The sequence below is a fragment of the Bradyrhizobium cenepequi genome (genome assembly GCF_020329485.1).
GTDB lineage: Bacteria > Pseudomonadota > Alphaproteobacteria > Rhizobiales > Xanthobacteraceae > Bradyrhizobium > Bradyrhizobium cenepequi.
Window position 1 is genome coordinate 497105 of the sequence record NZ_JAGKJI010000001.1, and the last position, 26783, is coordinate 523887.

Below are 26783 nucleotides of genomic sequence, written 5' to 3' on the forward strand. Positions count from 1 at the left end.
ATGAATTCCGATGGTGTGATCGAAGACCCTCCTGTGGAACAGGAGGTCGGTGGTTCGAGCCCACCCAACTGTACCACCTCATCTGTACCACCTCATCGAGCCATCATCCCTCCTTGTTCTGGCCATCTTGCTGCTGATGCGATGCCGCGCTTCAGCTGTGATGTTCCCGTCACCGTGTCTTGCCAAGCAAGCAGCCTTCACCGACTATTTCCGAAAGTGATGGCGAGAGGAACAATGACGATTGCCGGCTCCACCAATTTCAGATTCGGTTTGCTGTTGGCCGCGACGGTGATGGTCGCGATATGGCCGCGACCGAGCACCGCTTACACGCCCGAGCAGCAGCAGGCTTGCTCGCCAGATGCAATGCGACTCTGCAGCGCGTTCATTCCCGACGTCGACATGATCACCGCCTGCATGGTCCGCAACAAGGCGCAGCTCTCGCCGCCATGCCGCGCGTTCTTCGGTCCTGATCCGGAGGATCGACGGGAGCGCAGGCGGCGCGCCAGACCCGAGTACTAGAGCTTCGGCTCTGATTGAATCAGAAGCGAAGCTCGAGATTCTTGTTTTGACGCGTTTTCTTCACGCGAACCGGTATCCATCCGGCATCACGTGCGGGACAGGCGTCGCTCGAAGACGCTCTGAAGCGTCACATCGCGAACCAGCGCGATCTGCGGCGCGAATTCGGATGAGCGTTGTTTCAAGTCCTCTACGCGCGACAGACTGACGCCTTGCGGCAGTTTCGCTCGTCAACATCTTCTCGCGGGAGGAGAATCCGGTGAGCGAACATTACAGAATGGAAATAGACCGGCACTTCGCCTGGTTCGAAGGCAAGCTGCCGCCGCGGCCCGCCAGATTTGTTGCGTGGCTGCGCAAGCCGTCGTCGCGCTACGCGCGCTTGCCGCTCGCCATTCTCCTGATGTTCGGCGGCGTCTTCAGCTTCCTGCCGGTGCTCGGGTTTTGGATGTTGCCGCTTGGACTCCTTTTGTTCGCGCAGGACGTGCCAGTGTTACAAAAGCCGACCGCGCGGACTCTCGGGTGGGTTGAGCGCAAGTGGACCGAGCGTCAGCGCGCAAAAGACATGCCGTAATTCGCCGAAAAAACGTGCATTGGCTTCTATTGTCAGTTGTGTGCGCCGCAAGGTGTGACTCAAACAACAACATTTTCCGGCAATTTGCGGCTTATGCCGCATTGTCCGCAAATTTCTGCTTTCGCGAATCATCACGCTGATTCATTTTCGTGGCCTGGGGTCAATCTGGAGGCCAACGTAATGAACGTGATTGTTTTTGCTTCGCGTAAGGGAGGCTCGGGAAAAAGTACGCTAGCCGCCCACCTGGCTGCCCATGTGCACAAATCGACCAAGCCCTGTCTGCTGATCGACGCAGATCCGCAGGGCTCGCTGACGTTGTGGCACAAACTGCGCGGCACCAACGAACCGCCGATCAAGAGCGCCGTCAATTCCGTCAGCGGCATCGTTGCCGCAGCCAAGCGTGACGGGATCGAGTGGGTGTTCATCGACACGCCGCCGAATCTATCGGCCGTCGTCGACGATGCCATCAAGAACGCCACCATGGTGATCATTCCGGCCCGGCCCGGCGTGTTCGACGTCAACGCGGTGCAGGAAACGATCCAGAACTGCCGTTCATCACGCAAGCCCTATGCGGTCGTGATCAACGGCGCGCCGGCCCAGCGCGATAGCGTCGAGAGCCCGATCGTCACGATCGCGCGCGAGTCGCTGGCGAAATTCCGTGCGCCGGTGTGGAGCGGACAGATCACCAATCGCGCCGATCTCCTGATGGCGCTGAGCCATGGCGAAGGCGCCCGTGAATATGATGCCGAGGGGCGCGCGGCGGCTGAGATCGGCCGGCTGTGGGCCGCGATCGAACGTTCGATCAAGGCGATCCGCGGCTCGGCATCGGCAAGCGGCGCGATGCACAAGCAGGCGGCGTAGTCGCAGCAGGCCCTCCAGACTGACAAAAACGCGCGGCCCTCCGCGCGTTTTTGTTGGTGGGTGGATTGTTGGTGAAAGCGCCGTTGGTCCTCGTCATTCCGGGGCGCGCCTCTTGGCGCGAGCCCGGAATTCATTTCGCCGCGTGTTCTGCGGATAAATGGATTCCGGGCTCGCCGCTTCGTGGCGCCCCGGAATGACGGGGTGCGTGGTAACGTTCACGCCACCATCAGCATGTAAAGGATGATCACCGGCGAGAGGGTGAGGATCACCGACCAGATGCCGAGTGCCCAGAGGATGTCCTCGGTCGTAAATCCCTGTTGGTGTGAAACTGGATCAAATTCTTTGTGCACGACGCGCCCCATATTCTTTGGCGCGATGATCGATAGCTTAAGCGATTTAAGTTCCCGCTCGCAATTTCGCTCGCATTTGACCGCAGGTGCTACCGCGGATTAACCACGGCGCGGCGGGCTCTTGTGCACCTCGCCCCGCTTGCGGGGAGAGGTCGAAATTCGCGTTAGCGAATTTCGGGTGAGGGGAGCTTCCGCGCATTCCTCTGCCGATCGTATTCGCGGAGAAAGCCCCTCACCCTAACCCTCTCCCCGTAAGAACGGGGAGAGGGGACGATTCAACGGTCGGCGCGGCCGATCACGTCCATCAACTCGGCGATCTTGCGGCGCTGGTCGGCCTTGTCGCCGGAGGAAATCGCGTGCTCGACGCAATGGGCGACATGGTCGCGCAGGACTTCCTCCTCGACCCGCCGCAGCGCCGCGCGCGCGGCGCCGATCTGGGTCACCACGTCGATGCAATAGCGATCGTCCTCGACCATCTTGGCGAGGCCGCGGATCTGGCCTTCGATCCGTTTCAGCCGTTTCAGACAGGAACTCTTGATCTCTTCACGCATAGAGATCATATACCCCCATAGGGTATCATGTTCAAGGGCCGGACTTCGGCCGGAAAGAGTTCGCCATGGCACAGGCAGGTCACGGTCACGCGCATGAGGGGCACGCGCATCATCACGGCGCGCCGACGCCTAGCTGCTGTGGCGGCAAGCATGGCACCGCAGCCGGCAACGGCGCGCTCGCGACCGATCCCGTCTGCGGGATGAAGGTCGATCCGGCGACAGCAAAGCATCGCTTCAACTATAGAAGCGAGGATTACTTCTTCTGCAGCGCGCGCTGCCGCGAGCGGTTTGCTGTAGAGCCCGAGAAATTCTTGAACCCCCGCGAGAGCGAGCCGCCGCCGCCGGCCGGCACGATCTACACCTGCCCGATGCATCCGGAGGTGAGGCAGGTCGGGCCAGGCTCCTGCCCGATCTGCGGCATGGCGCTTGAGCCGGAGCAGGTGACGCTCGACGACAAGCCCGATCCGGAACTCGTCGACATGACGCGCCGGTTCCGGATCGCGCTGGTGCTGACGCTGCCGGTATTTGTGATCGAGATGGCCGGCCATGCCTTCGGAATCGAACTGGTGCCGATGGGATGGGCGAATTGGATCTCATTCGCGCTGGCGACGCCGGTCGTGCTGTGGGCCGGTGCGCCGTTCTTCGTGCGCGGTTGGCAGTCGCTGGTGACGCGCAACCTCAACATGTTCACACTGATCGCGATGGGCGTCGGCGTCGCCTATGTCTACAGCGTGGTCGGCACGCTGGCGCCGAACCTGTTTCCGCCGGTCTTCCGCGACATGCACGGCCAGGTCGCGGTCTATTTCGAAGCGGCCGCGGTGATCACGGTATTGGTGCTGCTCGGGCAGGTGCTCGAGTTGCGGGCACGCGCGCAGACCTCGGGCGCGATCCGCGCGCTGCTCGGGCTGGCACCGAAGACAGCGCGGCGCATCACCGAGCATGGTGATGAAGACGTCGCGATCGACGCGATCGCGGTCGGCGACTGCCTGCGGGTGCGCCCGGGCGAGAAGGTGCCGGTCGACGGCATCGTCACCGAAGGCCATGCGGTGCTCGACGAATCCATGGTCACCGGCGAATCGATGCCGGTCTCGAAGAACGAGGGCGACCGCGTGATCGGCGGCACCGTCAACCAGAGCGGCGGCTTTGTCATGAACGCCGAAAAGATCGGCCGCGACACCATGCTGGCGCGGATCGTCGACATGGTCGCGAAGGCGCAGCGTTCGCGCGCCCCGATCCAGCGATTGGCCGATCGCGTCGCCGGCTGGTTCGTGCCCGCAGTGATCGCGGTCGCGGTGCTGGCGTTCGTGGTCTGGGCGGCGTTCGGACCCGAGCCGCGCTTCACCTTCGGCCTGGTCGCGGCGGTCACCGTCTTGATCATCGCCTGTCCCTGCGCGCTCGGGCTCGCCACGCCAATGTCGATCATGGTCGGCGTCGGGCGCGGCGCGCATTCGGGCATCCTGATCCGCGACGCGCAGGCGCTGGAGCGGATGGAGAGCATCGACACGCTGGTGCTCGACAAGACTGGCACGCTCACCGAGGGCAAGCCGAAGGTCGTCGGCGTGATCGCTTCAACGGAATTTGATGAGACTGAACTCCTTCGCCTGGCGGCAAGCGTCGAGCGGGGCAGCGAGCATCCGCTGGCCTTGGCAATCCTGAACGCCGCCAGAGAACGCCAGCTCGCGCTCGCCGAGGTCAGCGGCTTCACCTCGCCGTCCGGCAAGGGCGCGACCGGCACGATCGAAGGCAGGCAGGTCGCGCTCGGCAATGCCATGCTGATGGGCGAGCTGAAGATCGCAACCAGCGCGCTCGATGCGGCGGCGGAAGCCGCGCGCCAGGACGGCGCGACCGCGATCTATGTCGCGGTCGACGGGCGCGTGGCCGGCGCGATCGCGATTGCCGATCCGATCAAGCCGTCGGCGAAGGAGGCGCTGGTGGCGCTGCGCAGCGACGGCCTGCGTGTGGTGATGCTGACCGGCGACAATGCGACGACCGCGCGCGCGGTGGCGAAACGACTTGGCATCGATGAAGTCGAGGCCGGCGTGTTGCCGGATCGCAAGAGCGAGGTGGTGCAGCGGCTGCGCGGCGAGGGCCGTGTCGTCGCGATGGTCGGCGACGGCGTCAATGACGCGCCGGCGCTGGCCGCCGCCGATGTCGGCATCGCCATGGGCGGCGGCACCGACGTCGCGATCGAGAGCGCGGGCGTGACATTGCTTACCGGCGATCTCCGCGGCCTGGTGCGGGCGCGACGGCTGTCCGTCGCGACCATGCGCAACATCCGCCAGAACCTGATGTTCGCCTTCATCTACAACGCCGCCGGCGTCCCGATCGCGGCCGGCGTGCTCTATCCGATATTCGGCATCCTGCTGTCGCCGATGATCGGCGCAGCCGCGATGGCGCTGTCCTCCGTCAGCGTCATCGGCAACGCGCTCCGCCTCGCAAAGGTGAGGCTGGATTGATGCTCCCAAACCTCCCCTTGAAAAGGGGAGGTCGGTTTGCGCGTCAGCGCAAATCGGGTGGGGATCTGCTCTCTCCACGAACAGCGGTGCCTGTGGCTGACCCCCATCCCGACCTTCCCCCTTTCAGGGGAAGGAGAACAAAGGTCAGCGCAAGAAGAAGAGGGCTACGCGCTTGCCAGCGAGGCTGATGCCCGCTGTTCGATCTCGGCATCCAGCCGCGCCGCAAGCTCCGCGCTCACCTCGACCATTGGCAGCCGCACTTCCGCGCTGTCGATCAATCCGGTCCGCCATAGCCAATGCTTGGCCGGCGCCGGGCTTGGCTCGACAAACAACAGGCGCGTCAGCTCGCAGATGCTCCGCCATGCCGCCGCTGCGGCGTCGTGCTTGCCCTGCTTCAGCAGCGACCGCACCGAGGTGAACGCTTCCGTCTCGACATGCGCGGACAACAGGATCGCGCCATCGGCGCCGTCGCCGAGCGCATCGAAATATTGCGCGTCCTCGCCGGTCAGCACGCGGAAGCCGGCGGGCCGCCGCTTCAGGAAATCGATCGATTGCGCGCGGTCGGCGCAGCAATCCTTCATGCCGACGATGTTCGGATGCTGTGCGAGTTCAAGCAGCGTCTCGTTGGTGATGTTGACCGCGGTCCGGTAGGGGATGTTGTAGATCAGGAACGGCCACGAGGCGTGATCGGCCAGCGCGGTGAAGTGCTGCAGGAGACCGCGCTGCGACGGCCGGACGTAGTAGGGGCTCGCGATCAGATAGAAGTCGATCGGCCAGGCGGCGGTCTCGTCCAGCACATCCTTGATCTTCGCGGTGCTGGCGCCGGACAGGCCAAGGCAGATCGGCAGGTAGCGCCGGCTTGCATTGATCTCCGCCCGTACCAGCATGACGAGCCGTTCGAACTCGCTGATGTCGAGCGACATGCCTTCGCCCGACGTGGCGCCCAGGATCAACCCGTCGACCGGGCTGCTCGCGTAGTGCCGCATCAGACGGCGCAGCGATGGCTCGTCGAGCTTGCCGTCGCGAAATGGCGTGATCAGGGGCAGCCACAGGCCCTGCAATGGGTCGGATAGATCAGTCATGGTCCTTCTCCTTGGGTCGCGTGAAACGCCGGAGACGGGACCAACAAAAAACCCCGTCCAGACGGCGGGGTCTTCGGGATCGGTTCGGTCGATTTGACTCTATCGCGCGCGTCGATCTCGGCTCCCCGCATGAGGAGCTTTTTTCGACAAAGCTGCGCACGAATTCGTGATCATGTCGCAATATTGCTGAGACAGCCGGAGGTTGTCAACGCGTGTTTGGAGCAGAGGGCGAAAAGAAGCCGGGCTCGACCGAGCCCGGCTTAAGGTATTGGCCACGTGAGGCCGACACAATCACCTTCCAAGAGGGATTACTGAGCTTCCGCACCACTGGAGGAGGGGGACATAAGCGTAGCGCGACCGCTCAGCGCACCAGCACTATGATCCCCATCGGCGCCATGCAGCAACCGTCCGAGCCGCATGTCAGACATGCGGAGTCCGGGCCCTCTACGCAGGCAGGCGATTACGAGGGCCAGCGCTGCGCTTTGCTGACCACGAAGTCGCGGAAGACCTGCACCCGCGCCACCGTCTTCAGCTCTTCCGGATAGACGAAGTAGGTGTCGAGCTGAATCGAATCGGACTCGCCGAACAGCTGCACGAGGCGGCTGTCTTCCTCGACCAGATAGTCCGGCAGCGCGGCGATCCCGAGGCCCTGCTGGCAGGCGCGCACCAACCCTAGGATGTTGTTGACCTTGAAGTAGGGCTCGCGCGGACCAGAACCGTTGCGGCCGGCGTCGATGAGCCAGGCCCGGTTCTGCAGATGAGTCGGAACCTGGGAATCGCCGAGCATGATGATGCGATGCGAGTCGAGGTCGTCGAGCGTGCGCGGCGTGCCGAAGCGCTTGATGTATTCCGGGGAGCAATAGGCGTGGAAGCCGATCGAGAACAGCTTGCGCTGGATCAGATCCGGCTGCGTCGGCTTGCGGGTGCGAATCGCGACGTCGGCCTCGCGCATCGACAGATCGAGATCCTCGTCGGTGACGATCAGCGAGATCCGGATATCCGGATAGAGCGCAGTGAATTCGTCGAGCCGTGGGATCAGCCAGTTGATGCCGAGCGCCGGCGGCGTCGTGATCTTGAGGTCGCCGCTCGGCCGCTCGCGGCTGTCGGTGAGCTTTGCCCGCGCCGCCTGCAATTGCATGAATACGTCATGGGCGGTGCGGAACAAGAGGTCGCCCTGCTCGGTGAGGATCAGGCCGCGGGCGTGGCGGTGGAACAGCGAGACCGAAAGCTCCTGCTCCAGAGCGCTGACCTGCCGCGAGACCGCCGATTGGGAGAGACCAAGCTGCTCGCCTGCATGCGTGAAGCTGCCCGCTTCCGCCGCTGCGTGAAACACCTTCAGCTTGTCCCAGTCCATGTCCGTAAATCCATCGCGTGTTCTAGCCATGATCATTCCGCCGCCGCGCGATCGCTCGCGCGCAAAGCCAGGAAGCGTTCGGCCTCGAGCGCTGCCATGCAGCCGAGACCGGCGGCCGTCACCGCCTGGCGATAGGTTTCGTCCGCCACGTCGCCGGCGGCAAACAGCCCGGGCACGGAGGTCGCAGTCGAATTGGGCGCCACCTCGACATAGCCGGAGGGTTTGAGTTTGATCTGGCCTTTGACGAGATCCGTCGCAGGCGCATGACCGATCGCGATGAAGACGCCGTCGGCCGGCACTTCGGTCAGTGCGCCGGTCCTGACGTTCTTCAAGCGTACATGGGTGACCTTGGTCGGGTTCTCGGCACCGCAGATCTCGTCGACGACGCTATCCCAGACCACCTTGATCTTCGGATGCTTGAACAGGCGATCCTGCAGGATGCGCTCGGCGCGGAAATGATTGCGGCGATGCACGACGGTGACCTGCGAGGCGAAGTTGGTGAGGAACAGCGCCTCCTCGACCGCGGTGTTGCCGCCGCCGACCACCACGACCTCCTTGCCGCGATAGAAGAACCCGTCGCAGGTTGCGCAGGCCGAGACGCCGAAACCCTTGAACTTCTCCTCCGACGGCAGCCCGAGCCAGCGCGCCTGTGCGCCGGTGGCGAGCACGACGGTCTCGGCGAGATAGACATCGCCGCTATCGCAGGTCAGGCGGAACGGCCGCTGCGACAGGTCAAGCTTGTTGACGAGATCGGTGACGATCTTGGTCCCGACATGCGACGCCTGTTTCTCCATCTGCTCCATGAGCCAGGGGCCCTGGATCACGTCGGCGAAGCCGGGGTAGTTCTCGACATCGGTGGTGATGGTGAGCTGCCCGCCCGGCTGGATGCCCTGGATCAGCACCGGCTCCAGCATCGCCCGCGCCGCATAGATCGCTGCGGTGTAGCCGGCGGGACCGGACCCGATGATGACGACCTTGGCATGGACGGGAGCAGGCATAGGCGAATCCCTTCTCAGGGGAGATTTTGTCACGACTTGTGCGGAAAGCGCCTGGAAAGGCATCGCGGCGGCGCCGCCAGAGTCAAATCCAACTCTATTCTATCTGGGTAGCTATGCAAGAATTGCAATCCATATCGGCGATTTTTCCCCGGAGCCGCGAGTCAATCCTGCGCTGCACGCGCAATAAAATTGCGCATGTCGAGCCGAGTGGGCTATGAGAGTTGCTGTCAGAACCAGCAAATCCTCCAAGCCCTTGGGAACCGGACCCGCGTGTCTAAGAACCTTGACGAGATTGATCTCAAAATTCTCGCCGAAATCCAGGCCGATGGCCGAATCACAAATGTGGAATTGGCCAAGCGCGTGGGCATTTCGCCGCCGCCCTGCCTGCGCCGTGTCAGGGCGCTGGAGGAAGCGGGCTATATCGTGGGCTATCGCGGGCTGCTCGACCCGCAGCGGCTCGGCTTCGACGTGACGGTGTTTGCCGCGGTGCACCTATCGAGCCAGGCGGACGCGGATCTGCGCGCGTTTGAGGATTTCGTGCGCAAGGAGCCGCTGGTGCGGGAATGCTGGATGCTGTCGGGCGAGGTGGATTTCATCCTGAAATGCGTCGCCCCTGACATGGCGACGTTCCAGAATTTCGTAACCCAACTCACCGCTGCCCCTCACGTGCGCAACGTCAGGACATCGCTGGTACTGCACAATTCGAAATATGAAGCCTCCGTGCCGCTCGATGTGAAGGCGGGGTGAGGTTTCCTCTCCTTCCCCGTGAAAGGGGAAGGTCGGGATGGGGGTCAAGCCACAGGCGCAAGTGCACGTGGAGAGAGTTGATCCCCACCCGGTTTGCGCTGGCGCGCAAACCGACCTCCCCTTTTCAAGGGGAGGTGGGGGGAGACTACTTCTTGCGCGTGACGACGATGACGGTGGATGCGGCTCTTCTCCTTCCCCCTGAAAGGGGGAAGGTCGGGATGAGGGTCAAGCCACGGGCACCGCTGTTCGTGGAGAGAGCAGATCCCCACCCGGTTTGCGCTGGCGCGCAAACCGACCTCCCCTTTTCAAGGGGAGGTGGGGGGAGACTACTTCTTGCGCGTGACGACGATGACGGTGGATGCGGCTCTTCTCCTTCCCCCTGAAAGGGGGAAGGTCGGGATGAGGGTCAAGCCACGGGCACCGCTGTTCGTGGAGAGAGCAGATCCCCACCCGATTTGCGCTGGGCGCGCAATCCGACCTCCCTTTTCAAGGGGAGGTGAGAGAAGACGCTACTTCTTCCTTGTGGCGTCGATGCTGATCGGGCCGCCGCCGGAGGTTGCGAGGTAGAGGCAGGCGAAGCAGAACAGGATCGCCGCGGTGCCATTGTTGAGCAGTGGCAAGAAGACTGGCGCGGATGGGTTCTTGAACATGTGCCCGAGGAAGTAGGCGAAAGCCATTTCGCCCGACAGGATGAACGCGGACACCCGCGTGAACAGGCCGATCATCAGGAGCGCGCCGAGCACGAGCTCGAGCAGGCCGGCCACCACGATCAGCGGCGGGATGTCCGCGAAATAGGGGATCGCCGGGTATTTGAAGATCTTGGCGATGCCGTACTGAAACAGCAGAAGCCCGGTGATGAAGCGAAACAGGCTGAGCGCGAGCGGCTGCCACTTCGAGAAAATCTGGTCCATCTGTTCTACCCCCTCTGGTGAATTATCGCCGTGGATTGTCCGTGGCGAATGCTCTCGTACGTCGTCGCCGGTGATTCCTCTCGCGACAGAGTGCCGCTGCCCACACCCGGTCAGTCCGATACGCAGAACTGCGCGCGCAGTTCCTTGTGACGAACGAAAGACCTGCGCCGCTACCGGAATGTCCCCTCACAATAGTTATGAAGCATAATCAAATGCAGGTGCTGCAGACGAGGACATGCGACCGTGGTTCCGCTCACAATCCTGTTAACGGGATGTGAATTGGGCTGCCAACAAAAAAGCCGCGTCGAAAAACGCGGCTCTCTTGCACAGTCGAAGCGGAATAAATCTAACGCCATTCGATCTTGGTGATCTCGTAGGCCTTGGCGCCGCCGGGCGCCATCACTTCCACGGTCGTGCCCTTGGTCTTGCCGATCAGCGCGCGCGCAAGCGGCGAGGTGATGGAGATGCGGCCTTTCTTGGCGTCGGCCTCGACCTCGCCAACGATCTGCCACACCGCTTTTTTCTCGGTGTCCTCATCGATCAGCGTAACGGTGGCGCCGAATTTGATAGTGTCGCCCGAGAGCTTGGTGATGTCGATGACGTCGGCGCGCGCGAGCTTGTCCTCGAGCTCCGCGATGCGGCCTTCGTTATGGGACTGCTCTTCCTTCGCAGCGTGATATTCCGCGTTTTCCGAGAGATCGCCATGCGATCGCGCCTCGGCGATGTGCTCGATGATGCGCGGACGATCCACCGACTGGCGGTGCTTCAATTCGTCCGTGAGAGCCGCAAAGCCGTTCGCGGTCATCGGAACCTTTTCCACCATCTCTTAATCCTTCAATCGGGACGCACCGCAGCGGCGCACGGGGAGGCGTTGCTTCGGTTGCGCTGGACTAGGGCCATCACGGCTCAAAACGCCAGCCCGTCCGTTTAGTGATTCTAGGCCCCTGAGGGGCCCAGAATCACTAAACGGACGGTGAGTTCCAGCCGTATCGGCTTCATTACCAACCGTTTAGCGGGCCTTTGGCCCGTGCTGACGGTCAGTGCTCGGAAAAGTAGCTCTGCAGCGTCCGGACCTCAAGGTCCCCGTCCCGGTAGGCGCGGATGCCCTGGGCGGCCGCCACAGCGCCTGAAAGAGTGGTGTAATATGGCACTTTATGCAAGAGGGCAGCGCGCCGCAGAGAACGGCTGTCGGCGAGTGCCTGTGGACCTTCGGTGGTATTGAAGACCAGCTGGACATCGCCATTGGTGATGGCGTCGACAATGTGCGGCCGGCCCTCCAGCACCTTGTTCACCTTCTCGGCCGGCACGCCCTTGTCGGTGAGGAAGCGCTGGGTACCCGATGTCGCCATCACCTTGAAGCCGAGCCCATGCAGCAGCCTGACAGCATCGGTGATGCGGTTCTTGTCGGTCTCGCGCACCGAGACGAACACCGTGCCCTTGCGCGGTACGCGCGTGCCGCCGCCGACCTGGCTCTTGGCAAAGGCAACCTCGAAGGAGCGGTCGATGCCCATGACCTCACCGGTCGAGCGCATCTCCGGCCCGAGCACGGTGTCCACGCCGGGAAAGCGCGCGAAGGGAAACACTGATTCCTTCACGCCGACATGTTCGAGCTTCTTCTTCTTGAGATTGAAGTCGGCGAGCTTCTCGCCGGCCATGATGCGCGCCGCGATCTTGGCGACCGGCGTGCCGATCACCTTGGCAACGAACGGCACCGTGCGCGAGGCGCGCGGATTGACCTCGAGCACGTAGATCTCGCCGTTCTTGATCGCATATTGCACGTTCATCAAGCCGACCACGTCGAGGCCAAGCGCAAGCTCGCGGGTCTGCCGCTCGAGCTCTTCGATCATCCTGGCATCGAGTGAATGCGGCGGCAGCGAGCAGGCGGAGTCGCCGGAGTGGATGCCGGCCTCCTCGATATGCTCCATGATGCCGACGATGAAGACTTCCTTGCCGTCGCAAAGGCAGTCGACATCGACCTCGGTCGCATCGGAGAGATAGCGGTCGAACAGCAGCGGGTTCTTGCCTAGCACGGTGTTGATCTGCCCGGTCTTGTCGTTCGGGTAGCGCGCCTTGACGTCGCCAGGCACGAGCTCAGGCAGCGTCCCGAGCAGGTAGTCGGCGAGCTGGTTCTCGTCGCGGATGATCTGCATCGCGCGGCCGCCGAGCACGTAGGACGGGCGTACCACCAAGGGCAGGCCGAGATCGGCGGACACCAGGCGCGCCTGCTCGACCGAATAGGCGATGCCGTTCTTCGGCTGCTTGAGACGCAGCTTGTCAAGCACGCGCTTGAAGCGGTCGCGGTCCTCGGCGAGATCGATCGCATCGGGCGAGGTGCCGAGGATCGGGACCTCGGCGGCCTCGAGCGCACGCGCGAGCTTCAGCGGGGTCTGGCCGCCGAACTGCACGATCACGCCGTGCAGCGTGCCGTTCTTGCGTTCGGTCGCGATGATCTCGAGCACGTCCTCGGCGGTGAGCGGCTCGAAATAGAGCCGGTCGGCGGTGTCGTAGTCGGTCGACACCGTCTCCGGATTGCAGTTGACCATGATGGTCTCGTAACCGGCATCGTCGAGCGCGAAGCAGGCATGGCAGCAGCAATAGTCGAACTCGATGCCCTGGCCGATGCGGTTCGGCCCGCCACCGAGGATGACGACCTTCTTCTTGTCCGACGGCGCGCTCTCATCGGCGGCGAGACCTGCGAACGGCGCCTCATAGGTCGAGTACATGTAGGCCGTGGGCGAGGCGAATTCGGCGGCGCAGGTGTCGATGCGCTTGAACACCGGACGGACGCCGAGCGCGTGGCGCTTGGCGGTGATCTCGGCTTCCGTGGTCTCGGTCAGCACGGCGAGCCGCGCATCCGAAAAACCCATCGCCTTCAGCATGCGGATGCCGTAGCCATTCGGCGGCAGGCCGTGGGCGCGGACCTTGGCTTCCATCTCGACGATGCCGCGCAGTTCGCTGAGGAACCAGGGGTCGATCTTGCAGGAATTGAAGATCTCCTCGTTCGACCAGCCGAGCCGCATCGCCTGCGCCACCTGCAGCAAGCGGTCCGGCGTCGGCGTGCCGAGTGCGGCGCGGATCGCGTTCTTGTCGTCGTGCTGGCCGAGGCCCTCGATCTCGATCTCGTCGAGGCCGGTCAGCCCCGTCTCCAGTCCGCGCAGCGCCTTCTGCAGGCTCTCCTGGAAGGTGCGGCCGATTGCCATCACCTCGCCGACGGATTTCATCGATGTGGTCAGCGTGGTGGAGGCGCCTGGAAACTTCTCGAAGGCGAAACGCGGGATCTTGGTCACGACATAGTCGATCGTCGGCTCGAACGAGGCCGGCGTCGCGCCGCCGGTGATGTCGTTGGCGATCTCGTCCAGCGTGTAGCCGACCGCGAGCTTGGCCGCGACTTTCGCAATCGGAAAGCCGGTCGCTTTTGATGCAAGTGCGGAGGAGCGCGAGACGCGCGGATTCATTTCGATCACGACCATGCGGCCGTCGGCAGGGTTGATGCCGAACTGCACGTTGGAGCCGCCGGTCTCCACCCCGATCTCGCGCAAGACCGCCAGCGAGGCGTCGCGCATGACCTGGTATTCCTTGTCCGTCAGCGTCAGGGCCGGCGCAATCGTGATGGAGTCGCCGGTGTGCACGCCCATCGGATCGAGGTTTTCGATCGAGCAGATGATGATGCAGTTATCATGTCTGTCGCGCACCACCTCCATCTCGAATTCCTTCCAGCCGAGGACGCTTTCCTCGATCAGGACTTCGTCGGTGGGGGAGGCGTCGATGCCGCGCTCGACGATCTCGATGAACTCCGCCTTGGTATAGGCGATGCCGCCGCCGGTGCCGCCCATGGTGAAGGACGGGCGGATGATGGCGGGCAGGCCGATATGGTCGAGCGCGCGCAGCGCGTCGGGCAGGGTCTTGGTCTGCGTCGAGCGCGGCGTCTCCAGGCCGATCTTGGTCATGGCCTCGCGGAAGCGGCCGCGGTCCTCGGCCTTGTCGATGGCATCAGCCGTGGCCCCGATCATCTCGACGTCGAACTTCTCCAGCGTACCCTGGCGGCGCAGCGACAGCGCGCAGTTCAGCGCGGTCTGGCCGCCCATGGTCGGCAGCAGCGCAAAGCCGCCGGGAACGACGTAGCGCTCCTTCTCGATGATCTTGGCGACGATTTCGGGGGTGATCGGCTCGATATAGGTGGCGTCCGCAAGCTCCGGATCGGTCATGATCGTCGCCGGATTGGAGTTGACCAGGACGATGCGGTAGCCCTCTTCCTTCAGTGTCTTCACCGCCTGGGTGCCGGAATAATCGAATTCGCAGGCCTGGCCGATCACGATGGGACCGGCGCCGATGATCAGGATGGTGGAGATATCGGTTCGTTTGGGCATCAGCTCTCGCGGGAACAGGAATTTCGGCACAAAAAAAGGGCGCGCTACCGCGCGTCCCTATCGCCACAGCGTGAGGGAGGCCCTCGCGCGCGGGGTGGTCTTTAGACCAGATTTTTGGCCTGCGAAACCCCGAAAAGGTCCCCGTCAACCGGCAATTTCGCCGTGGTGGCCGCGGGCTCGCCAATCTGAAGCCGCGGAGCGGCGAAGGTTGGAGGCCCGGCCTGGATTTGAACCAGGATAAAGAGCAATGCACTGCTCCCGCGTCGACGCGTTCCGCCACCGGGCCGAGGCCCATCATTGCCCATTCTGCGACCGCGAGCCATCCCTACCCCGGATTAACCCTAACGGTTGCGTGCACGATCACGGGTGCGGGTGATGCGCGACGAAGGTCATCCGCCATGGATTGTGGCCGATATTGCGGGGGGCGCGGGAGGCCTTGAAGCCCGCGGCCGTCAGCTTCTTCAGCATTTCCTCCTCGCGGTAACGCTGAAGGCCGATTCGCGTGCGCAATTGCCGATAGTCCGACAGCGCCGTGCTGATCAGCCCGAGCAGGGCATCCCTAAGAAAGCCGTGCCGGGCGCCGAAACGTAACAGCGCGATGACGTCCCTGGCCATGCCGACCTCGGGTTGCAGAACATCGCCGAGCACGAAGCGCCCGCAGGGTTTGAGCAGGCGGCGAATGACCGCGAAGGCGGCATCCAGTTCCTCTGCCGTCATGTATTGAGCGACCGAATTCATGACGACGAGATCGACCGAGCCTTCGGCCATCTGCCGCACCTCATCCAGCGAACGTATCCGGATCCTGGCGTTGGGCGCAAAACGCGCGATCAGCCGCCCGCGCACGCCGGGCGCGGGCTCGGCGAGATAAAGCTTGGCGCAGGCATCCGCCACCTGGCCTGCGGACAGCGCCTCACCGCAGGCATAATCGAGCACGATGGCGTCAGGTGAGGAAACATAGGCAATGATATCCCGCGCAATGACCTGAAAATGCACGTCGCGATGCAGCTTGCTGACATAAATCGTATGCGTGGAATCGTAATAATCGATCCATTCGTCCATCGGCAGGGTGCCCGGCAAAAACTTGTGGTTCCGGTATAGGAACCGGCATCTGTATGATGCGTTGAGGGGCCGGCGACCAGGAGTTCGGGCCGCCAGTGTCCGGTTTCCTAACAGGAAGGTCCAACGTGAGCAAAGCCAAGCCTGATCCAAAATCCGATAAAATTTCCCCCGACCTCGATACGCCGACCGATCTGCCCAACGAGGCGGTCGAGAAGGTCTCGGCGGCGCTCAATACGCTGCTGGCGGATGCTTTCGCGCTCTACCTGAAGACCAAGAATTTCCACTGGCATGTCAGTGGCCGGCATTTCCACGATTATCACCTGATGCTGGACGAGCAATCGGATGCGATCTTCGCCACCACCGATCAGCTCGCCGAGCGGGTGCGCAAGATCGGCGGAACCACGCTGAAATCGATCAGCCAGGTCAGTCGGCTGCAGACCATCAAGGACAACAACGAGGACTACGTGCCGCCGCGCGAGATGCTGCACGAATTGATGGAAGATAACAAGCACATCGCGGCAGCGATGCGAAAGGCGCGCAACCTCGCCGACGAGCATGGCGATGCCGCCACCGCAAGCATCCTCGAGACCTTCATCGACGAGACCGAGCGCCGCACTTGGTTCCTGTTCGAGGCCAGCCGCCAGGAAGGCAGCAACGCGGCGTAACGGCGCGGTCTCGAAGGGGCACGAAAATTGCGAACGGGCAGCAGGCGGCAGCCCACTGCCGTTCTGTTTGCGGGCTATAGGAGATTGAGCGGCACCTTCAGGTATCGCTTGCCGTCGGCCTCCGGTCCCGGAAGCTTGCCGGCCTTCATGTTGATCTGCAGCGAAGGGATGATCAGCTTCGGCATCTGCAGCGTGCGGTCGCGCGCTTCGCGCATGGCCACGAATTCGTCTTCCGTGATCCCGTCATGGACGTGGATATTGTGGGCGTGCTGCTCCGCGACGGTCGTCTCCCAGCGAATCTCGCGGCCGTTCGGGCCGTAATCGTGGCACATGAAGAGACGGGTCTCGCTCGGCAGCGACAGAATCCGCCGGATCGAACGGTAGAGGTCGCGGGCGTTGCCGCCTGGGAAATCCGCGCGCGCCGAGCCGCCGTCTGGCATGAACAGGGTGTCGCCGACGAAGGCCGCGTCACCGATCACATGCGTCATACAGGCGGGCGTATGGCCGGGCGTGTAGAGCGCGAAGGCCTTCATCGCGCCGATCTGATAGATGTCGCCGTCCTTGAACAGGCGGTCGAACTGACTGCCGTCGCGCTGGAATTCGGTGCCCTCGTTGAAGATCTTGCCGAACGTCTCCTGCACGACCGTGATCTTCTCGCCGATGCCGATCTTGCCGTCGAGCTTGCCCTGGATATAGGGCGCGCCCGACAGATGGTCGGCATGAACGTGGGTCTCGATCAGCCATTCCAGCTTGAGCCCGGCTCGCGTGATGAAATCGATGATCTTGTCGGCGGATTGGTAGGCGATGCGGCCGGCCGCGTAGTCGATGTCCATCACGGAATCGATCACGGCGCAGGCCTTCGAGCCGGGATCCTTGACCACATAGCTGACAGTATTGGTCGCCGGATCGAAGAACGCGGTGACCTCGGGCTTCACGGAGAGATCGACCGTGTGCGGGGTGTCGGACATGGGCTGCTCCTCTACTCGTAAAGTGATCCGGCAAGCGCCGGTTGCCGCTCAGCGAGCGCGCGGGCGCCGGCCATTCCGACCAGCATGGCGATCATGAACTGGATCGACGCCGACGATCCATAGCCAAGTGCCACGAAGGCGGGACCCGGACAGAAGCCCGCGACACCCCAGCCAACGCCGAAAATCGCCGGCCCGATGATAACGCGAAGATCGACGTCGGTCTTGGCCGGGAGACGAAATGTCTCGCCCAGGATGGGCCGCGGCCACTTCAGCACAAGCCGGAAGCCGACAAAGGTGACAACGACGGCACCGATCATCACAAACATGAGACTGGGATCCCACGCTCCCGTGCCAATCGCCGCGAGGTCGAGGAAGTTGAGGACCTTCGCAGGATTGGACATGCCGGAGATCAACAGCCCAAGTCCGAATGTCAGGCCGATGACGAACCGGATCAGGACGGACATGGCGAGCCTCATGCGAGATGTCGGACGATGAAAGTAGTTGCAAATCCCGTCGCCATGAAGACGAGCGTAGCGATGATGGATCGCAGCGACAGCCGCGAAACTCCGCAAACGCCGTGACCGGAGGTGCAGCCGTTGCCCCATACCGAACCGAAGCCGACCAAAAGGCCCGCGACGGCCAGCAGGATACCGCCGGTCTCGATGGCTTGCGGCGGAAGGCTGCCGGTCGCAACACGTACCACGACGGGCGCGGCGACGAGCCCGGCAATGAAGGCGAGGCAGCCACGCCATTCCTGATGACTGAACGGCGGAAGCAGGCGGGCGGCGATGCCGCTCACTCCCGCGATCCGACCGGCGAACGCCATCAACGCCACGGCGGAAAGGCCGATCAAGGCTCCGCCCAGCAGCGCGGTCATCGGTGTGAAGGTGGTCGGCATCTTGTCTTGCTCCCTCGATGGGCCGCCACTGAGGCGGGACGGCGCGCGAAGTGCGGTGCTGCGAACCGGACGCGTCATCTTAATTGTTCTTGTTTAGTATATTCGAATATACTAACATATATCAAGCATGAAGAATCAAGCCAAACGCAAGGTCCCGGATACGGCCATCGTCGACCTCGAAGAGAAGGCCGAGGAGGCATCACGGCTGCTTGCGGCGATGGCGAATGCAAAGCGGCTGATGGTGCTTTGCAACCTGCTCGACGGCGAAAGATCGGTCGGTGAATTGGCCGAGATCGTGGGGCTGTCCTCGGCTGCGCTGTCGCAGCACCTCGGCAAGATGCGTGCCCTCGACCTGGTTACGACGAGGCGGGATGGGCAGACGATCTATTACCGGCTGGCGAGCCGGGAAGTCCGCGAAATCCTCCAGACGCTTTATCGGCTGTATTGCGCGCCAGCCGCTTGAGCAGGCGGGCGCGGCGACAATCTAGTGGCTCTTGAGGTGACGCTTCAACCAACCCAGGAGCTTGCCGAACTCGGCCGACATTGTGGTGTCCGATTGCGAAAGGATGGTTTCCCGTCCCTGGTCTTCGATGGTGATGACGTAGCTCATCTCGTCGCGAGCTTTTCCGGTGGCCGTCGCGCTGGCAGGCGTCACCATGGCCGCATCTGCCAGCGCCTTGAGTTCGGCCGCCGCTGTGCCGTCGAGCGTCGCGGCGTCGACGACCTGCGGCGGGCGCTGCAGATTGATGCCCGCCGCGAGGCCGCCGCGCTGGAGGAGGGTGACTTTCATGTCCGCCAACTTACCAGCGCCAAGGGCCCAAGACAAAGTCCGATCGGGAGCTTCGGTTCTGATTGAATCAGAACCGAAGCTCTAGATTCTTCCCTTGACGCGTTTTCTTCACGCGAACCGGTGTCCACTTCGCTCGGAAACGCTCTAATGCGCCTTGCTCTTGCTCTTCAATCCCGCAACTTCCTTTGTCAGCACCGCCAATTGCCGCGAAAGCTGCTCGATTTGGCGCGCGACATCAGATGAATCTTCGTCGTGTCCGTTGCCATTGGTCATCGCCGCTTGACGCATGCGCGTCGCGGTTCCGGCCAATGTTCGAACACCGCTGATGCGGATGCCGACTTCCTTCCACGCCGACAGCACCGCCTGCTGCTCGGTGCTATGCGTCCCGTAGAGCTGGCCGGCCTTGAGGTAGGTTGTGTCGGCGAATTCCTGAAATTCCGTCGAGGCGGTCGACGCCGAGAGCGCCGCGTACCAGATGTGGCCCGGCGCTTCCCACGCGAATCCACCGATGCCGATGGCTGCCAGATAGAATGCTTTGTTCGGAATGCCCGAATTGATGTGTACGCCGCCGTTGTCGCCAACATCGTTGTCGGGCAGGTTCACGTACTTGCTCATGTGGTCCGGCTGGGGATCACGTCCGAGGGTAGGATTGTTGTAGGCCTTGCCGGGCTCCTTCAGCGACCGCAGCGCATCGGCACCAATCGCCGGCGTGAAGATGTCCGTTCCGATCAGCCAGTCGGCCTGCGCCGCCGTTTGCTTGCCGACCCACTGCTTGACCAGAGAACCAAAGACATCGGACATCGACTCGTTCAGCGCGCCGGACTGGTTATGATATTGCAGTCCAGCTGTGAACTCGGTGACGCCATGCGTCAGCTCGTGGGCGATGACGTCGATCGACTTCGTGAAGTCGGTGAACAGTACGCCGTCGCCGTCGCCGAAGACCATCTCGCTGCCATCCCAGAAGGCGTTGTTGTACTCTGAACCGTAGTGGACATAGGCGTTGAGGCGCATGCCCTGTCCATCAAGCGAGTCGCGATCAAAGACCTCGCTGTAGAACGCGCGGGTATCGCCCAGCCCTTCGAAGGCACGATTGACCGATTCGTCGCCGGAGGCCGGACCATCTTCGCTGCGGGCGAGCGTTGCTGCGGCGAGGAAGGTGCTGTTCGAGCAGTCCGAGATTGTGCGGCGTCCATGGGATGAAGCCGCTGCGGCCGATGCAAAGAGGCTCCGGACGCTGCGCTCGCCGCGCAGGCGCGAGGTGGCCAATAACGTTCGCAACGCCGCGTCGCGGACCCTGGTGTCGGAGTTGTCGAGCAGTTTCTTGAGAACGTGAGGCGGCGTAATGCAATTGATGCAACGACAATAACTTGCACGCATGACAATCTCCCATTTGTAAGACGCAAGACAAGAATGAAGCGTCGTGCAGTCGGGCGATTGTCTATCTAAGATTGAATCCGTTAAGTGATCTGGCTCACAAGGTTCTCGCAAAGTTACCGTGATAATCTGCGAGATCGGTCAGCCTCACTTCCACAACCGGACCAGCGGGCCGTTCTCGCCCAGCACCGGATCGGTCCTGGGTGTCGCGACCTGCGGGATCGTCTTCAGCGCCTTGGCGTGATTTTCAGGCGTCGGCCGGGTGATCTCCATCGGCGGTCCCGGCGGATAGGCGCCGACCACGCAGAAGTCATCGCTCGAGGAAATCAATTGGTGCCCGGTGCCGGCGGGCAGGATCGCGACATCGCCGGCGGAGATCTCGAGCACCTTGCCGCGCTCGCCGCCGAACTGCACGCGCGCGCTTCCTCGTGAGACGCCGAGTACTTCGTGCACGGTCGAATGATAGTGCAAGTAATCGAAGATGCCGTTGCGCCACATCGCGCCCCAGCCATTGTTGCCGAACAACTCTTCGATGGTTTTCTCTGGGTGGTCGTCGTCGATGTCGACGGTCGCCTTGTAGACCAGGAACGGCAGCCGGTTGTTCGGCACCAGGCCGTCATCCTCGAACACGATCGTGAGCGGCGTTGCATCGGCGCGGGCGACGGACATGGGATCCTCCGTAGGATGGGTAGAGCGAAAGCGAAACCCATCGCTATTGCCGCAAGCCACCAGATGATGGGTTTCGCTTCGCTCTACCCATCCTACAACCCCGTTTCGGCCGCTTACGTTCCTACGCGCGCTTCTTCTCACGCATCAGGTCGGCGAAACGCCTGAAGAGATAGTGCGAGTCGCGCGGGCCCGGTGATGCCTCCGGGTGATACTGCACGGAAAACACCGGCTTGCCGTCGAGCTGGATGCCGCAATTGGAGCCGTCGAACAGCGAGACATGGGTCTGCGTTGCGCCCGCGGGCAGCGTCGCCTGGTCTACGGCAAAGCCGTGGTTCATCGAGGTGATCTCGACCTTGCCGGTGGTCTCGTCCTTGACAGGATGATTGGCGCCGTGATGACCCTGATGCATCTTCCGGGTCTTGGCGCCGACGGCAAGCCCGAGCATCTGATGCCCTAAGCAGATGCCGAAGGTCGGCGTGCCCGACTCGATCACCTTCCGGATGACGGGCACTGCGTATTTCCCGGTCGCGGCGGGATCGCCGGGGCCATTGCTCAAGAACACGCCGTCCGGGTTCATCGCCAGGATGTCTTCGGCCGAAGTGGTCGCGGGCACCACCGTGACCTTGCAGCCGACGCCGGCGAGCAGGCGCAGGATATTGCGCTTGATGCCGTAGTCGACGGCGACGACGTTGAATTCGGGGTTGGTCTGCCGGCCGTATCCCTTGTCCCATTCCCACGGCGTCTCGTCCCAGGTGAAGCGCTGGCCGGAAGTGACCATCGGCACCAGGTCCATGCCTTCGAGGCCGGGCCATTCGCGCGCTTCTTCCCTGAGGCCGTGCAGGTCGAACCTGGCTTCTTTCGAATGCGCGATGACGGCGTTCGGCATACCCTTGCTGCGGATCAGCGCGGTGAGCGCGCGGGTGTCGATGCCCGAGAGGCCGATGATGCCGCGCGCCCTCAGCCATTGATCGAGATGGCGGGTGGCGCGGTAGTTCGAGGGATCGGTGATGGCGGTGCGCAGGATCACCCCGCGTGCGCCCGGCGTTGCCGCCATGTTCACCGTCTCGATGTCTTCGTCGTTGGTGCCGACGTTGCCGATATGCGGGAAGGTGAAGGTGATGAGCTGCCCGGCATAGGAGGGATCGGTCAAGATCTCCTCATAGCCGGTCATGGCGGTGTTGAAGCAGACTTCGCCAACGGCCTGGCCTTCCGCGCCGAGGCCAAAGCCTTCCAGCACGGTGCCATCGGCGAGCACGAGGAGCGCGGTCGGCTTGAGGTCCGGCCAGGCTGATGCGTTTTCGGATGTGGTCATGAGCCCTTTACATAGTTCCCACATTCTGCCGCGTCAAAGCGAAAGGACGTCCATTCACACGGGTTTTGCGCCTATTTGACTGGCGGTTCCGGGGCTTTAAGCTAGGGTTCCCGCCCTGATCTCGTTTCCCGCCAAAATTGCCCGGTTCGGAGCCCGCATGGACAACACGATGCCTATTTTGCTCGTTCCGGGCCTCGTTTCTTCGCCACGGATCTTTGCCCCCGTCGTGCCGGCGTTGTGGCGGTTCGGGCCGGTCACGATCGCCAACCACATCCGCGACGACCATATGGGTGCGATCGCCCGCCGGATCCTGGCGGAAGCGCCGCCGCGCTTTGCATTGGCCGGGCATTCGATGGGCGGCTACATCGCCTTCGAGATCATGCGCCAGGCGCCGGACCGGGTGGCAAAGCTGGCCTTGATCAACACCCAAGCCCGTCCCGACACGCCGGAGGCCTCCGAGCGCCGCCGCGGCATGATGGCCCGCGCCAAGGGCGATTTCCGCGGCGTGCTGGATGAGCTGTTTCCCGGCTTCGTGCACCCATCGCGGCGCGAGGACGCGAGCCTGCGCCAGCTCGTCCACGACATGGGCGAGGATGTCGGCGTCGAGGGCTTCATCCGCCAGCAGACGGCAATAATCAGCCGGCCCGACTCGCGGCCAACGCTAGCCTGGATCAAGTGCCCGACCCTGGTGTTGACGGGCGACGAGGACCACACCATCCCGAATTCGCTGTCGGTGGAGATGGCGAACGGCATTCCTGGCGCCAAGCTCGTGATCTTCCCGAATTGTGGGCACCTGCCGCCGCCGGAGCAGCCGCAGGCGACCGCGGATGCACTGGTCGAGTGGCTGCGGAACTGAGGTTGTTCTCGCGGAACGAACGGCCTAGATGAGGGGTTTGATCATTCAGGGATAAGGCCATGCTGCGCGACGACATCAACAATGCGGTCAAGGATGCCATGAAGGCGAAGGAGGAGCGCAAGCTCTCCACGCTGCGCATGGTGAATTCGACCATCAAGAATGCCGATATCGACGCGCGCGGCCAGGGCAAGCCGCCGCTTTCGGATGCCGAACTGCTCGGCGTGCTGCAGAAGATGATCAAGCAGCGCCAGGAAGCGGTCGAGCTTTACGACAAGGGCGGCCGCGCCGAGCTTGCCGCGCAGGAGCGCGAGGAGATCGCGGTGATCTCGGCTTACTTGCCGACGCAGATGTCGGAGGGTGAGGTGAAGGCCGCGATATCGGCTGCGATCGCCGAGACCAATGCCGCCGGCATCAAGGACATGGGCAAGGTGATCGGCGCGCTGAAGGTGAAGTACACTGGTCAGATGGATTTCGCCAAGGCCAGCGGCCTCGTGAAGGCGGCGCTGACCGGATAGCGTCAAGCCGGCAGTTTCAAACTAAGCGGAGGAAATCATGGCCGACCAGCAAGCCCAACCCTCCGGTCCCGATCTGTCGCAAGGCGTGGCGCCCTCCGACTTCTCCGGTGCGACGCTGCTCGGTCATGTCGGCGATGAAGACGTGCTGCTGGTGCGGTCAGGGTCGGAGGTCTTCGCGATCGACGCCCATTGCAGCCACTATCACGGACCGCTCGCGGAAGGCCTCGTTGTCGGTGAAAGCGTCCGGTGTCCCTGGCATCACGCCTGTTTCGATCTGCGAACCGGCGAGGCTTCGCGCGCGCCGGCGTTGAACGCGCTCGCGGTGTGGAAGGTCGAGCACGAAGGCGACCGCATTGTTGTCCGCGAGAAGCGCGAGCAGCCCAGGCCCCGCGGGAAGGGCGTGATCGATGCGCCCGGCCGCATCGTGATCGTGGGTGGCGGTGCGGCGGGATTTGCCGCCGCCGAGATGCTGCGACGACAGGACTATCGCGGCAGCATCGTGATGCTGAGCGGCGAGGCGGCGGCGCCGGTCGATCGACCGAACCTGTCGAAGGACTATCTTGCGGGCGGAGCGCCGGAGGACTGGCTGCCGCTGCGGCCGGACGATTTCTATTCCGACGCTGCGATCGATCTGCGGCTCAAAACGAAAGTTGCGTCGATCGATCCCAAGGCGCGCCAAGTGGTCCTCGCCGATGGCAAGGCCATTGCCTACGACCGGTTGTTACTGGCGACCGGCGCGGAGCCGGTGCGTCTCCTGGTTCCGGGCGCGGACCAGCCTCATGTCCATCTCTTGCGCTCGCTGGATGATTGCCGCGCGATCATCGCATCCACGAGCGGCGCGCGTCGCGCGGTTGTGGTCGGCGCCAGTTTCATCGGGCTCGAGGTCGCGGCATCGTTGCGGGCGCGAGATATCGAAGTCCACGTCGTGGGGCTGGAGCAGCGGCCGATGGAGCGTGTGCTCGGGCCCGAGATGGGCGACTTCGTCCGCAGCCTGCATGAAGAGCATGGCGTGGTCTTTCACCTCGGCGATACCGTTACTGCGATCGACGGCAAGCGCGCGAATCTGCAGAGCGGCGGCGTGCTCGAAGCCGATCTCGTCGTGATCGGCGTCGGCGTGCGGCCGCGCGTCGCGCTGGCGGAAAAATGCGGGCTTGCGATCGATCGCGGGGTCAGCGTCAATGCGTATCTCGAAACCAGCAGCCCTGGCATCTATGCGGCGGGCGACATTGCCCGCTGGCCGGATCCGCACTCCGGCGAGAACATCCGCGTCGAACACTGGGTGGTGGCGGAGCGCCAGGGCCAGACTGCTGCGCGCAACATGCTCGGCCAGCGCGAAGCCTTTGATGCGGTGCCGTTCTTCTGGAGCCAGCATTACGACGTGCCGATCAACTATGTCGGCCACGCCGAGAAGTGGGACGAGATCGAAATCGACGGCGATATCGCCGCGCGCGACTGCGTGGTGCGATACAAGAGGAGCGGGCGCGTGCTCGCGGTAGCGTCGATCTATCGCGATATTGCCAGCCTCGAGGCCGAACTGGCGATGGAGCGCGGCGCGCTGGCGGCGTAGCAGGCGATGAGATTAGATCAATAGGACGCGGCTGCGCTCCCCCTCCCGCTTGCGGGAGAGGGCTGGGGTGAGGGTGTTTCCACGATGGGACTATCCGTGGGGAGAGAGCCCTCACCCGCTGCGCTCTTCGAGCGCAGCGACCTCTCCCGCAAGCGGGAGAGGTGAAGTCCACCCGGCGGCACGAGCTACTTCGGCTGCAACTTCAACGCTGCCGAGTTGATGCAGTAGCGCAGGCCGGTCGGGCCGGGGCCATCGGGGAAGACGTGGCCGAGATGGCCGCTGCATTTCGAGCAAAGGACTTCGGTGCGGACCATGCCGTGGCTGACATCGGTCTCCTCGTCGACATGGTTTTCCGCCGCCGGCTCCGTGAAGCTCGGCCAACCGCAGCCGGAATCGAACTTGGCATCGGACTCGAACAATGTCTGGCCGCAACCGGCGCAGACATAGGTGCCCTTGCGGTGCTCATGCTCATATTCGCCGCTGAAGGGACGCTCGGTTGCCTTCTCGCGCAGCACCGCATACTGCATCGGCGTTAGTTCCTTGCGCCATTCGGTGTCGTTCTTGACGACCTTGTCTGGGGTCTTGGTGTCGGACATCTAACCTCCTTGAAGTGAAGCGAGGTCGCTTAATTGGTGACCTTGGTGTTGCCGACCAATGTCGGCTTCTCGATGTAGTTCTCCGCAAAGATCTTCTTCAGGTTCTGGACCTTCGGGATGTCATTATACGCAATGTAGGGTTGGTTGGGGTGCAGCGTCAGGTAGTCTTGATGGTAGGCCTCGGCCGGATAGAACGCCTCGAGTGCACCAATCTTGGTCACGATCGGCTTCTTGTAGACCTTGGCGGCATTGAGTTGGGCGATATAGGCCTCCGCCACCTTCTTCTGATCGTCGCTGGTGACGAAGATCGCCGAGCGATATTGCGTGCCGGTGTCCGGGCCTTGGCGGTTCAACTGCGTCGGGTCGTGCACGACCGAGAAGAAGATCTGCAACAGCTTGCCGTAGGACACCTGCTTCGGGTCGTACTTGATCTCAACGGATTCCGCATGTCCCGTCGTGCCGGTCGAGACGATGTTGTAGTCGGCCGTCGCCTTGCTGCCGCCGGCATAGCCGGAGACCGCGCTGACGATGCCGGCGGTGTGCTGGAACACGCCCTGTACGCCCCAGAAGCAGCCGCCCGCGAGTACCGCGGTCTGGATGCCGTCGGCGGATTTGGCGTCGACCGTCGGGGCGGGAATGATCACGGCGTCCTCGGCGGCGCGCGAGGGGACGGCGGCGAAGGAGGCGATGGCCAGCGCGCCGAGGGCGGCAGCGCCGAGCGACAGGCGGCGGAACGGGCGAGTGGACATG

28 protein-coding genes and 1 tRNA gene are annotated in these 26783 nt (G+C 63.2%); 10 read left to right on the forward strand and 19 right to left on the reverse strand.

Annotated features, from left to right (window positions below; translation table 11 throughout):
• Positions 1 to 234: 234 nt before the first annotated feature.
• From J6497_RS02450 to J6497_RS02460, 3 genes are all read left to right on the forward strand, one after another.
• Positions 235 to 519, forward strand: a complete 285-nt coding sequence (locus tag J6497_RS02450) for a hypothetical protein (protein ID WP_376708150.1) — start codon at positions 235 to 237, stop codon at positions 517 to 519.
• A gap of 274 nt (positions 520 to 793) precedes the next feature.
• Complete coding sequence (locus J6497_RS02455) at positions 794 to 1087, forward strand: hypothetical protein (RefSeq protein ID WP_249793342.1); 294 nt, start codon at positions 794 to 796, stop codon at positions 1085 to 1087.
• Between the two features lie 180 nt (positions 1088 to 1267).
• Positions 1268 to 1948, forward strand: coding sequence for an AAA family ATPase (locus J6497_RS02460; protein WP_225702619.1), 681 nt, complete (start codon positions 1268 to 1270; stop codon positions 1946 to 1948).
• Between the two features lie 215 nt (positions 1949 to 2163).
• On the opposite strand, the gene J6497_RS41155 is transcribed toward J6497_RS02460, so the two are convergent.
• Both J6497_RS41155 and J6497_RS02465 read right to left on the reverse strand, forming a co-directional pair.
• Positions 2164 to 2298, reverse strand: a complete 135-nt coding sequence (locus tag J6497_RS41155) for a hypothetical protein (RefSeq protein WP_283844384.1) — start codon at positions 2296 to 2298, stop codon at positions 2164 to 2166.
• 275 nt (positions 2299 to 2573) lie between these two features.
• On the reverse strand, positions 2574 to 2849 hold the full coding sequence (locus J6497_RS02465; RefSeq protein ID WP_225702620.1) for a metal-sensitive transcriptional regulator: 276 nt from the start codon (positions 2847 to 2849) through the stop codon (positions 2574 to 2576).
• Between the two features lie 65 nt (positions 2850 to 2914).
• Here J6497_RS02465 and J6497_RS02470 point away from each other — a divergent pair, with 65 nt between their 5' ends.
• Entirely contained in the window at positions 2915 to 5305 is a 2391-nt protein-coding gene (locus J6497_RS02470; protein WP_225702621.1) for a heavy metal translocating P-type ATPase, read from the forward strand.
• Positions 5306 to 5469: 164 nt separating this feature from the next.
• On the opposite strand, the gene J6497_RS02475 is transcribed toward J6497_RS02470, so the two are convergent.
• The 3 genes from J6497_RS02475 to trxB all read right to left on the reverse strand — a co-directional run bounded on the left by J6497_RS02475 (position 5470) and on the right by trxB (position 8739).
• Positions 5470 to 6387, reverse strand: coding sequence for a 4-hydroxy-tetrahydrodipicolinate synthase family protein (locus tag J6497_RS02475; RefSeq protein ID WP_225702622.1), 918 nt, complete (start codon positions 6385 to 6387; stop codon positions 5470 to 5472).
• Positions 6388 to 6847: 460 nt separating this feature from the next.
• Positions 6848 to 7771 (reverse strand): LysR family transcriptional regulator, encoded by a 924-nt coding sequence (locus J6497_RS02480; protein WP_027582503.1) that lies wholly within the window; start codon positions 7769 to 7771, stop codon positions 6848 to 6850.
• A gap of 2 nt (positions 7772 to 7773) precedes the next feature.
• Complete coding sequence (gene trxB / locus J6497_RS02485) at positions 7774 to 8739, reverse strand: thioredoxin-disulfide reductase (protein ID WP_225702623.1); 966 nt, start codon at positions 8737 to 8739, stop codon at positions 7774 to 7776.
• A 270-nt stretch (positions 8740 to 9009) separates the two neighbouring features.
• Between trxB and J6497_RS02490 the strand changes: the two genes are divergently transcribed.
• On the forward strand, positions 9010 to 9486 hold the full coding sequence (locus J6497_RS02490) for an Lrp/AsnC family transcriptional regulator (protein ID WP_225702624.1): 477 nt from the start codon (positions 9010 to 9012) through the stop codon (positions 9484 to 9486).
• 509 nt (positions 9487 to 9995) lie between these two features.
• Here the strand turns inward: J6497_RS02490 and J6497_RS02495 are convergent.
• The 5 genes from J6497_RS02495 to J6497_RS02515 form a co-directional block, all read right to left on the reverse strand.
• Positions 9996 to 10397, reverse strand: coding sequence for a DoxX family protein (locus J6497_RS02495; protein ID WP_225702625.1), 402 nt, complete (start codon positions 10395 to 10397; stop codon positions 9996 to 9998).
• Between the two features lie 346 nt (positions 10398 to 10743).
• Entirely contained in the window at positions 10744 to 11220 is a 477-nt protein-coding gene (greA, locus tag J6497_RS02500) for a transcription elongation factor GreA (protein WP_225702626.1), read from the reverse strand.
• 214 nt (positions 11221 to 11434) lie between these two features.
• On the reverse strand, positions 11435 to 14764 hold the full coding sequence (gene carB, locus J6497_RS02505; protein WP_225702627.1) for a carbamoyl-phosphate synthase large subunit: 3330 nt from the start codon (positions 14762 to 14764) through the stop codon (positions 11435 to 11437).
• Positions 14765 to 14973: 209 nt separating this feature from the next.
• Positions 14974 to 15050 (reverse strand) — tRNA-Ala (locus J6497_RS02510).
• 74 nt (positions 15051 to 15124) lie between these two features.
• Complete coding sequence (locus tag J6497_RS02515) at positions 15125 to 15823, reverse strand: class I SAM-dependent methyltransferase (protein ID WP_225702798.1); 699 nt, start codon at positions 15821 to 15823, stop codon at positions 15125 to 15127.
• A gap of 125 nt (positions 15824 to 15948) precedes the next feature.
• Here J6497_RS02515 and J6497_RS02520 point away from each other — a divergent pair, with 125 nt between their 5' ends.
• Positions 15949 to 16488: a Dps family protein gene (locus J6497_RS02520; protein WP_225702628.1), complete on the forward strand. Its 540-nt coding sequence runs from the start codon at positions 15949 to 15951 to the stop codon at positions 16486 to 16488.
• 74 nt (positions 16489 to 16562) lie between these two features.
• Here the strand turns inward: J6497_RS02520 and J6497_RS02525 are convergent, their stop codons facing one another.
• The 3 genes from J6497_RS02525 to J6497_RS02535 are packed head-to-tail and all read right to left on the reverse strand — an operon-like array spanning position 16563 to position 18354.
• Positions 16563 to 17456: an MBL fold metallo-hydrolase gene (locus tag J6497_RS02525; RefSeq protein ID WP_225702629.1), complete on the reverse strand. Its 894-nt coding sequence runs from the start codon at positions 17454 to 17456 to the stop codon at positions 16563 to 16565.
• Positions 17457 to 17467: 11 nt separating this feature from the next.
• Positions 17468 to 17920, reverse strand: a complete 453-nt coding sequence (locus J6497_RS02530) for a DUF6691 family protein (protein WP_225702630.1) — start codon at positions 17918 to 17920, stop codon at positions 17468 to 17470.
• Positions 17921 to 17928: 8 nt separating this feature from the next.
• Complete coding sequence (locus J6497_RS02535; RefSeq protein WP_225702631.1) at positions 17929 to 18354, reverse strand: YeeE/YedE family protein; 426 nt, start codon at positions 18352 to 18354, stop codon at positions 17929 to 17931.
• 127 nt (positions 18355 to 18481) lie between these two features.
• Here J6497_RS02535 and J6497_RS02540 point away from each other — a divergent pair, with 127 nt between their 5' ends.
• Positions 18482 to 18817, forward strand: coding sequence for an ArsR/SmtB family transcription factor (locus J6497_RS02540; RefSeq protein WP_225702632.1), 336 nt, complete (start codon positions 18482 to 18484; stop codon positions 18815 to 18817).
• A gap of 21 nt (positions 18818 to 18838) precedes the next feature.
• Here the strand turns inward: J6497_RS02540 and J6497_RS02545 are convergent, their stop codons facing one another.
• The 4 genes from J6497_RS02545 to carA form a co-directional block, all read right to left on the reverse strand.
• Positions 18839 to 19144, reverse strand: coding sequence for a protealysin inhibitor emfourin (locus tag J6497_RS02545; RefSeq protein ID WP_225702633.1), 306 nt, complete (start codon positions 19142 to 19144; stop codon positions 18839 to 18841).
• A gap of 144 nt (positions 19145 to 19288) precedes the next feature.
• Positions 19289 to 20410 carry a M4 family metallopeptidase gene (locus tag J6497_RS02550; protein WP_225702634.1) on the reverse strand — a complete coding sequence of 374 codons (1122 nt, stop codon included), beginning with the start codon at positions 20408 to 20410 and terminating at the stop codon, positions 19289 to 19291.
• Between the two features lie 255 nt (positions 20411 to 20665).
• Positions 20666 to 21187, reverse strand: a complete 522-nt coding sequence (locus J6497_RS02555; RefSeq protein ID WP_225702635.1) for a cupin domain-containing protein — start codon at positions 21185 to 21187, stop codon at positions 20666 to 20668.
• A 121-nt stretch (positions 21188 to 21308) separates the two neighbouring features.
• On the reverse strand, positions 21309 to 22499 hold the full coding sequence (gene carA / locus J6497_RS02560) for a glutamine-hydrolyzing carbamoyl-phosphate synthase small subunit (RefSeq protein WP_225702636.1): 1191 nt from the start codon (positions 22497 to 22499) through the stop codon (positions 21309 to 21311).
• A gap of 157 nt (positions 22500 to 22656) precedes the next feature.
• Here carA and J6497_RS02565 point away from each other — a divergent pair, with 157 nt between their 5' ends.
• Genes J6497_RS02565 through J6497_RS02575 form a run of 3 tightly spaced genes read left to right on the forward strand, consistent with a single transcriptional unit; the run spans position 22657 to position 25437 of the window.
• Positions 22657 to 23355: an alpha/beta fold hydrolase gene (locus J6497_RS02565; protein ID WP_225702637.1), complete on the forward strand. Its 699-nt coding sequence runs from the start codon at positions 22657 to 22659 to the stop codon at positions 23353 to 23355.
• Positions 23356 to 23414: 59 nt separating this feature from the next.
• Positions 23415 to 23870, forward strand: coding sequence for a GatB/YqeY domain-containing protein (locus J6497_RS02570; RefSeq protein ID WP_225702638.1), 456 nt, complete (start codon positions 23415 to 23417; stop codon positions 23868 to 23870).
• A gap of 37 nt (positions 23871 to 23907) precedes the next feature.
• The gene (locus J6497_RS02575; RefSeq protein ID WP_225702639.1) at positions 23908 to 25437 is read left to right on the forward strand and encodes an FAD-dependent oxidoreductase; all 1530 of its coding nucleotides are present in this window, start codon (positions 23908 to 23910) and stop codon (positions 25435 to 25437) included.
• A 185-nt stretch (positions 25438 to 25622) separates the two neighbouring features.
• On the opposite strand, the gene msrB is transcribed toward J6497_RS02575, so the two are convergent.
• Entirely contained in the window at positions 25623 to 26033 is a 411-nt protein-coding gene (gene msrB / locus J6497_RS02580) for a peptide-methionine (R)-S-oxide reductase MsrB (RefSeq protein ID WP_225702640.1), read from the reverse strand.
• Positions 26034 to 26062: 29 nt separating this feature from the next.
• A complete protein-coding gene (gene msrA, locus J6497_RS02585) occupies positions 26063 to 26782 on the reverse strand; it encodes a peptide-methionine (S)-S-oxide reductase MsrA (protein ID WP_225702641.1) in 720 nt (239 codons plus the stop codon).
• Position 26783: the final 1 nt, after the last annotated feature.

Excerpts from the sequence above, each read along its gene's own strand:
- J6497_RS02450 (WP_376708150.1), top strand. The coding sequence starts at position 235 with ATGACGATTGCCGGCTCCACCAATTTCAGATTCGGTTTGCTGTTGGCC.
- J6497_RS02455 (WP_249793342.1), top strand. The coding sequence starts at position 794 with ATGGAAATAGACCGGCACTTCGCCTGGTTCGAAGGCAAGCTGCCGCCG.
- J6497_RS02460 (WP_225702619.1), top strand. The coding sequence starts at position 1,268 with ATGAACGTGATTGTTTTTGCTTCGCGTAAGGGAGGCTCGGGAAAAAGT.
- J6497_RS02465 (WP_225702620.1), bottom strand. The coding sequence starts at position 2,849 with ATGCGTGAAGAGATCAAGAGTTCCTGTCTGAAACGGCTGAAACGGATC.
- J6497_RS02470 (WP_225702621.1), top strand. The coding sequence starts at position 2,915 with ATGGCACAGGCAGGTCACGGTCACGCGCATGAGGGGCACGCGCATCAT.
- J6497_RS02475 (WP_225702622.1), bottom strand. The coding sequence starts at position 6,387 with ATGACTGATCTATCCGACCCATTGCAGGGCCTGTGGCTGCCCCTGATC.
- J6497_RS02480 (WP_027582503.1), bottom strand. The coding sequence starts at position 7,771 with ATGGCTAGAACACGCGATGGATTTACGGACATGGACTGGGACAAGCTG.
- trxB (WP_225702623.1), bottom strand. The coding sequence starts at position 8,739 with ATGCCTGCTCCCGTCCATGCCAAGGTCGTCATCATCGGGTCCGGTCCC.
- J6497_RS02495 (WP_225702625.1), bottom strand. The coding sequence starts at position 10,397 with ATGGACCAGATTTTCTCGAAGTGGCAGCCGCTCGCGCTCAGCCTGTTT.
- greA (WP_225702626.1), bottom strand. The coding sequence starts at position 11,220 with ATGGTGGAAAAGGTTCCGATGACCGCGAACGGCTTTGCGGCTCTCACG.
- carB (WP_225702627.1), bottom strand. The coding sequence starts at position 14,764 with ATGCCCAAACGAACCGATATCTCCACCATCCTGATCATCGGCGCCGGT.
- J6497_RS02515 (WP_225702798.1), bottom strand. The coding sequence starts at position 15,823 with ATGGACGAATGGATCGATTATTACGATTCCACGCATACGATTTATGTC.
- J6497_RS02525 (WP_225702629.1), bottom strand. The coding sequence starts at position 17,456 with ATGTCCGACACCCCGCACACGGTCGATCTCTCCGTGAAGCCCGAGGTC.
- J6497_RS02530 (WP_225702630.1), bottom strand. The coding sequence starts at position 17,920 with ATGTCCGTCCTGATCCGGTTCGTCATCGGCCTGACATTCGGACTTGGG.
- J6497_RS02535 (WP_225702631.1), bottom strand. The coding sequence starts at position 18,354 with ATGCCGACCACCTTCACACCGATGACCGCGCTGCTGGGCGGAGCCTTG.
- J6497_RS02540 (WP_225702632.1), top strand. The coding sequence starts at position 18,482 with ATGAAGAATCAAGCCAAACGCAAGGTCCCGGATACGGCCATCGTCGAC.
- J6497_RS02545 (WP_225702633.1), bottom strand. The coding sequence starts at position 19,144 with ATGAAAGTCACCCTCCTCCAGCGCGGCGGCCTCGCGGCGGGCATCAAT.
- J6497_RS02555 (WP_225702635.1), bottom strand. The coding sequence starts at position 21,187 with ATGTCCGTCGCCCGCGCCGATGCAACGCCGCTCACGATCGTGTTCGAG.
- carA (WP_225702636.1), bottom strand. The coding sequence starts at position 22,499 with ATGACCACATCCGAAAACGCATCAGCCTGGCCGGACCTCAAGCCGACC.
- J6497_RS02565 (WP_225702637.1), top strand. The coding sequence starts at position 22,657 with ATGGACAACACGATGCCTATTTTGCTCGTTCCGGGCCTCGTTTCTTCG.
- J6497_RS02570 (WP_225702638.1), top strand. The coding sequence starts at position 23,415 with ATGCTGCGCGACGACATCAACAATGCGGTCAAGGATGCCATGAAGGCG.
- J6497_RS02575 (WP_225702639.1), top strand. The coding sequence starts at position 23,908 with ATGGCCGACCAGCAAGCCCAACCCTCCGGTCCCGATCTGTCGCAAGGC.
- msrB (WP_225702640.1), bottom strand. The coding sequence starts at position 26,033 with ATGTCCGACACCAAGACCCCAGACAAGGTCGTCAAGAACGACACCGAA.
- msrA (WP_225702641.1), bottom strand. The coding sequence starts at position 26,782 with ATGTCCACTCGCCCGTTCCGCCGCCTGTCGCTCGGCGCTGCCGCCCTC.